Origin of the sequence: Comamonas sp., from assembly GCF_036666375.1 — a bacterium.
Lineage (GTDB): Bacteria > Pseudomonadota > Gammaproteobacteria > Burkholderiales > Burkholderiaceae_C > Comamonas.
Window position 1 is genome coordinate 13,901 of record NZ_JAVWWA010000099.1, and the last position, 5,986, is coordinate 19,886.

The window sequence follows — 5,986 nt, forward strand, 5'->3', positions numbered from 1 at the left end:
AAAAATGCCGGCCTGCAGGCATTGGGCCGGCCCTTCCTGCGCTGGCGGCGCCTCGACGGGCGCTGGCGCGGTTGCGGCCACCGCGGGAACGCCCGCCGCGGGAACGCCCGCCGCAGGAACGCCTGCCGCAGCCGCGGGCGGCTTGAGCTGCAGCGTTTCGGGGCGCAGTTGCTGCTGCAGCCGTTCGGGTTCGTTGTGCTGCTGAGGCGCCCAGCCCAGACTGGTCAGCGCGCCCTGACTCCAGGCGAAATAGCCGGCATTGGCCAGCAGCAGGATGAACAGGGCAATGCGCAGCATGGCGGGCTTTCTCTCAGGAAAGGGGCGCGGGCCGGGGGCGCACGCTGATGTCCGAACTGGTCACGGCGCGCAGGCCTTCGGCCGTCTGCACCAGCAGCGCTCCGTCCGGGCCCACGCCCTGGGCCAGGCCGCTGTGGCCGTCGCTCAGGTTCACTTCGCGCTGCAGCAGCAGATCGCGTTCGGCGAACTGCGCGCGCACGGGTGCGAAGCCATGCCGGGCGAATGCCTGCAAGGCACGCACCAGCGGCGGCACGATACGGGCCAGCGCCGTGGGCGCGTCGAGCGCGGCGTCGACTTCGCGCAGGCTCGCGGGCGTGGTCGACAGGCCTTGGCTGTCGGGCGCGCGCACGTTCAGACCGACGCCGATCACCACATAGCGGTCGGGGCCCGAGAGGCCGATGCCGCTCGCGGTTTCGATCAGGATGCCACCGAGCTTGCGATCGCCTTCGAGCCAGAGGTCGTTGGGCCATTTGAGGCCCAGGCGCAGCCGGTCCTCGCCCGCGGCGGGCAGTTGCGGCTGCAGGCTCTGCGCCAGGCTCACGCCCACGGCCAGCGACAGGCCGGACCATTCGGCCGGCGCCATCGGCAGGCCCAGCGAAAACGTCAGCGAATCACCGATCTGGCTGACCCATTGGCGGCCCAGCCGGCCGCGGCCCGCGGTCTGCTGCTCGGTGACCAGCAGGATGGGTTCGCAGCGGCCGGCGCGCGCACGGCGCATGAGTTCGGTATTGGTCGAATCGACTTCGGGCAGGATCTCGACGCTAAAGCCTTCGAGCAGCGGGCTCACGGCCTGCCAGAGGGCCTCGGCGGGCCAGCGTATGGGGTTGGCAGGCAGGCTCATGCAGCGCGCTCCTGTGCGTCCCCGGGCATGGGCGGGCGCCAGCCGCGCTTGGGCGCGAGCAGCGTGCCGCGGCAGTTGGCCGCGCCGCAGTAGCAGGGGTACTCGGCCTTGAGCTTGGCCGTGTAGCGTTCCTCGAGCATCAGGCCGTAGTCGTAGTTCAGTTCTTCGCCCGCGGCGATGTTGCGCAGCGCGGTGATGAAGATCCGGCCGTCGCGCTCGTCGGTATAGCAGTTGGGGTTGCAGCTGTGGTTGATCCAGCGCGAGGAATTGCCGCCGAAGTTGGCATCGATCACGCGGTCCTCGTCTACATGGAAGTAGAACGTGTGGTTGGGCTGCAGCGGGTCGTGCGGGTGGCGGTCCTGGGCCTGCTGCCAGGAAATGATTTCACCCGTGTATTCAATGAGGACTTCACCCTCGGCAATATCCTGCACGGCAAAGACCCCCTTGCCGTGGACACCGGAGCGCCGCGTCTGGATGCGGCGGCTGGCGGAAGAGGTGGGCTGGGTGCGGGGCATTGGAATCTCTGATACTTTGAATATGCACACATGCGCGTGCGCGTGCACGCGTAGGAATGGATTGTAGGAGCGCTTGCCGGCCCTGGGAGGGCGGGCGCTTGAAATGACGAGAACACACAATGACAAAAACACTGGTGATTGCCGAGAAGCCTTCCGTGGCGCAGGACATTGTTCGCGCACTGACCCCGGTTGCAGGCAAGTTTGAAAAGCACGACGACCATTTCGAGAGCGACACCTATGTGGTGACCAGCGCCGTCGGTCACCTGGTCGAGATCCAGGCACCCGAGGAGTTCGACGTCAAGCGCGGCAAATGGAGCTTCGCCAACCTGCCGGTGATTCCGCCGTTCTTCGACCTCAAGCCCGTGGACAAGACCAAGAGCCGCCTGAACGCCGTGGTGCGCCTGGCCAAGCGCAAGGACGTGACCAAGCTGATCAACGCCTGCGACGCGGGCCGCGAAGGTGAATTGATCTTCCGCCTGATCGAGCAGTACGCGGGCGGCAACAAGCCCCTGGGCAAGCCCGTGCAGCGCCTGTGGCTGCAGTCGATGACACCCCAGGCGATACGCGCGGGCTTCGAGAGCCTGCGCAGCAACGAACAGATGCAGGGCCTGGCCGACGCCGCGCGCAGCCGCTCCGAGGCCGACTGGCTGGTGGGCATCAACGGCACGCGCGCCATGACGGCGTTCAACTCGCGCGACGGCGGCTTCTTCCTGACCACGGTGGGCCGGGTGCAGACGCCCACGCTGTCGGTGGTCGTCGAGCGCGAGGAAAAGATCCGCAAGTTCGTGAGCCGCGACTACTGGGAAATCCACGGCACGTTCGGCGCCCGGGCCGGCGCCTATCTGGGCAAGTGGTTCAACCCGCAGTGGAAGAAGAGCGACGACGCCGAAATGCGCGCCGACCGCGTGTGGAGCCTGGCCGAGGCCCAGGCCATCGCCGCGGCGTCGCGCGGCAAGCCTGCGGTGGTGACCGAGGAAAGCAAGCCCACGACCCAGGCGTCGCCGCTGCTGTTCGATCTGACCAGCCTGCAGCGCGAAGCCAACGGCAAGTTCGGCTTCTCGGCCAAGACCACGCTGTCGATCGCCCAAAGCCTCTACGAACGCCACAAGGCGCTGACCTATCCGCGTACCGATTCGCGCGCGCTGCCCGAGGACTATCTGCCCGTGGCGCAGCAGACCTTCGAGATGCTCGCCAAGAGCGGCATGCGCCATCTCGAGCCGTTCGCCCAGCAGGCGATCACGAACAACTACGTGCGCCCGACCAAGCGCATCTTCGACAACAGCAAGGTGTCGGATCACTTCGCCATCATCCCGACCACGCAGGCGCCCAGCGGCCTGAGCGAGGCCGAGCAAAAGCTCTATGACCTCGTGGTGCGCCGCTTCATGGCGGTGTTCTTCCCCAGCGCCGAGCACCAGGTGACGACGCGCATCAGCCGCGTCGAGAACCACCACTTCAAGACCGAAGGCAAGGTGCTGGTCAAGCCGGGCTGGCTGGCGATCTATGGCAAGGAAGCCGCGCATGAAGTCGAGGATGCGAAGGAAGGCGACAAGGGCCAGAACCTGGTGCCCGTGCAGCCCGGCGAGCAGCCGCTGGCCGAGGCGGTCGACCCCAAGGGCCTGAAGACCAAGCCGCCGGCGCGTTATTCGGAAGCCACGCTGCTGGGCGCGATGGAAAGCGCAGGCAAGCAGGTCGAAGACGAAGAACTGCGCTCGGCGATGCAGGAAAAGGGCCTGGGCACGCCAGCCACGCGCGCGGCCATCATCGAAGGTCTGCTGACCGAGAAATACATGCTGCGCGAAGGCCGCGAGCTGATTCCCACGGCCAAGGCCTTCCAGCTGATGACGCTGCTGCGCGGCCTGGGCGTGGAAGAACTGTCGCGCGCCGATCTGACCGGCGAGTGGGAGTACAAGCTGTCGCAGATGGAAAAGGGCCAGCTGTCGCGCGAAGCCTTCATGCAGGAAATCGCCTCCATGACCGAGCGCCTGGTGAAGAAGGCCAAGGAATACGACCGCGACACCATTCCCGGCGACTACGCGACGCTCTCCACGCCCTGTCCCAACTGTTCGGGCGTGGTCAAGGAAAACTACCGCCGCTACGCCTGCACGGGCGCCGACGGCAAGCAGGCCGGCTGCGGCTTCTCGTTCACCAAGTCGCCCGCGGGCCGCACGTTCGAGACGCATGAAGCCGAAACCCTGCTGCGCGAGCGCCGCATAGGCCCGCTGGACGGCTTCCGCTCCAAGGCCGGCTGGCCGTTCGTCGCCGAAGTGGCCATCGTGCATGACGAGGAGAACAACAACTACAAGCTCGAGTTCGATTTCGGCGACGACGCGAACTCCGAAGACTCGGGCGAGATCGTCGATTTCGCGAGCCAGCAGCCGCTGGGCGCCTGCCCCAAGTGCGGCGCGCCGGTGTTCGAGCATGGCAGCAACTATGTCTGCTCCAAGGCCGTGCCCACGCTGGCCCAGACGGTTCCGAGCTGCGACTTCAAGAGCGGCCAGATCATCCTGCAGCAGCCCATAGAGCGCGAGCAGATGGTCAAGCTGCTGGCGACGGGCAAGACCGACCTGCTCGAGAAGTTCGTCTCCAACCGCACGCGGCGCGCGTTCAAGGCCTTCCTGGTCTGGGATGCGGCTGAAGGCAAGGTGAACTTCGAGTTCGAGAAGCGCGACTCGAAGTACCCGGCGCGCAAGACCGCGGGCGCGCCCGCGAAGAAGGCGCCGGCGGCCAAGAAGGTCGCGGCCGCCAAGAAGGCGCCGGCTGCGAAGAAGGTGGCAGCGACCAAGACGGCTGCCGTCAAGGCGCCGCGCAAGGTCGCGTCCAATCTGACTCCCAGCCCCGAGCTGGCGGCGGTGATCGGCGGCGACATGGTCGCGCGCACCGAAGTCATCAAGAAGGTCTGGGACTACGTCAAGGCCAACAACCTGCAGGACGCGACGAACAAGCGTGCGATCAACGCCGACGCCAAGCTCAAGCCGGTGTTCGGCAAGGACCAGATCACGATGTTCGAGCTGGCAGGCATCGTTGGAAAACACCTCGCCTGACGGCGCGCGAGTCATCTAAGGTACACACGGCGAAGCGCGCAATGCGCTACGCTGTGGCCCATGGCCATTACGAACGCTTCCCCGCTTCCGCCCGGCATGCCGGACCGTGTGCTGCGCCTTGAAGGCAGCAGCAACTTTCGTGACCTCGGCGGCTATACCGCCGCCGACGGCCGCAGCCTGCAATGGCGGCGGCTGTTCCGCTCCGACCATCTGGCCGGGCTTTCCGCCGCCGACCTGCAGGCGCTGGCCGAACTGAAGATCGGCCACAGCGTCGACTTTCGCGGCGTCAACGAAATCAGCGCGCAAGGCTATGCCTGGCCGCAGTTCCAGCGCCATGCCTTCATGGTCGAGCCCACCGTGGTGCAGCGTACCCAGGAGCTGCTCGCGGCCGGCCACCGCATGACCGCGGCCGATACCGTGGGCCTGATGCAGGACACCTACCGCAGCTTCGTCAAAGTCAATGCCGACCGCTTCGCGCGGCTGTTCCAGCTGCTGCTGCAAAGCGATGCGCCGCTGGTGTTCCACTGCACGGCGGGCAAGGACCGCACGGGCTGGGCCGCGGCGCTGATCCTGCACGCGCTGGGCGTGTCGCGCGAACAGGTGATGGAGGACTATCTGCTGACCAATGCGTACTACCAGCGCCCGCCCGCCACCGTTGCCGGTCGTCTGCCCGAGGAAGTGCTGGAAGTGCTGTGGCGCGTGCAGGAGCCGTTTCTCGACGCCGCGATGGACCTGGTCGACCGTGACCATGGCGGCATGGACCGGTATCTGGCCGAGGTGCTGGGCATGGACCGTGCGGCGCGTGCCCGGCTCGCCGAACGCTATCTGGCCTGAGCGGCGCACATCCCGTTACCTGCTTCTGCCTGCGCCCGTTAGCATGGGTGCATGTTTCAAGGAGTATTCATGACGATTTGCATGCGATGGTGCGCCGCCCTGGCACTGGCCGCAGGGCTTGCGGGCTGCGCGGGCGGCAGTCCGGCGAATGAAGGCGCGAGCCGCAGCGGCATCACGGTGTTTGGCGATATCGATGTGGGTGTCAGCCGGGTGCGCTGAACCCCGTTTGCCATGCCTGTCTAAGGGCCGAGAGGAAAGGTCCTCAGCCCCCATGCGTGGCAATCTCACGCTCCACCTCTGCGTGGAGGCTGAGCTGGCGCGTCGAAGGCGGCCTGTCCAGCAGGCTTGCGACCACGATGGCCAGCGTGGCCAACGCAAAGCCCGGCACCATCTCGTAGAGCTTGAACCAATGGTAGTGCTGCCAGACCAGCACCGTGACCGCACCCACCAGCATGCCG

Annotated in this window: 5 protein-coding genes and 2 pseudogenes; 3 read left to right on the forward strand and 4 right to left on the reverse strand. The window is 66.6% G+C overall.

What is annotated here, in order from left to right; translation table 11 throughout:
* The 3 genes and pseudogenes from RR928_RS19695 to RR928_RS19705 all read right to left on the reverse strand — a co-directional run.
* Window positions 1–297 (reverse strand): annotated as a pseudogene (locus RR928_RS19695) (SPOR domain-containing protein); the annotation flags it as partial.
* A 13-nt stretch (window positions 298–310) separates the two neighbouring features.
* Window positions 311–1,138, reverse strand: coding sequence for a biotin--[acetyl-CoA-carboxylase] ligase (locus RR928_RS19700; RefSeq protein WP_332538211.1), 828 nt, complete (start codon window positions 1,136–1,138; stop codon window positions 311–313).
* Window positions 1,135–1,653, reverse strand: a complete 519-nt coding sequence (locus tag RR928_RS19705; RefSeq protein ID WP_442881508.1) for an SET domain-containing protein — start codon at window positions 1,651–1,653, stop codon at window positions 1,135–1,137. Before RR928_RS19705 ends, RR928_RS19700 begins: the two co-directional genes overlap by 4 nt.
* A 119-nt stretch (window positions 1,654–1,772) precedes the next feature.
* On the opposite strand from RR928_RS19705, the gene RR928_RS19710 reads away from it, so the two are divergent.
* From RR928_RS19710 to RR928_RS19720, 3 genes are all read left to right on the forward strand, one after another.
* The gene (locus tag RR928_RS19710; protein WP_332538212.1) at window positions 1,773–4,694 is read left to right on the forward strand and encodes a DNA topoisomerase III; all 2,922 of its coding nucleotides are present in this window, start codon (window positions 1,773–1,775) and stop codon (window positions 4,692–4,694) included.
* A gap of 96 nt (window positions 4,695–4,790) precedes the next feature.
* Window positions 4,791–5,528, forward strand: a complete 738-nt coding sequence (locus RR928_RS19715) for a tyrosine-protein phosphatase (RefSeq protein ID WP_332683879.1) — start codon at window positions 4,791–4,793, stop codon at window positions 5,526–5,528.
* A gap of 69 nt (window positions 5,529–5,597) precedes the next feature.
* A complete protein-coding gene (locus RR928_RS19720; protein WP_332538214.1) occupies window positions 5,598–5,747 on the forward strand; it encodes a hypothetical protein in 150 nt (49 codons plus the stop codon).
* A gap of 43 nt (window positions 5,748–5,790) precedes the next feature.
* Here the strand turns inward: RR928_RS19720 and RR928_RS19725 are convergent.
* Window positions 5,791–5,986, reverse strand: a pseudogene (locus tag RR928_RS19725) (sodium:proline symporter); the annotation flags it as partial.

Bases quoted from the DNA above. Each gene is read 5' to 3' on its own strand.
- RR928_RS19700 (WP_332538211.1), bottom strand. From the start codon at position 1,138: ATGAGCCTGCCTGCCAACCCCATACGCTGGCCCGCCGAGGCCCTCTGG.
- RR928_RS19710 (WP_332538212.1), top strand. From the start codon at position 1,773: ATGACAAAAACACTGGTGATTGCCGAGAAGCCTTCCGTGGCGCAGGAC.
- RR928_RS19715 (WP_332683879.1), top strand. From the start codon at position 4,791: ATGCCGGACCGTGTGCTGCGCCTTGAAGGCAGCAGCAACTTTCGTGAC.
- RR928_RS19720 (WP_332538214.1), top strand. From the start codon at position 5,598: ATGACGATTTGCATGCGATGGTGCGCCGCCCTGGCACTGGCCGCAGGG.
- RR928_RS19705 (WP_442881508.1), bottom strand. From the start codon at position 1,653: ATGCCCCGCACCCAGCCCACCTCTTCCGCCAGCCGCCGCATCCAGACG.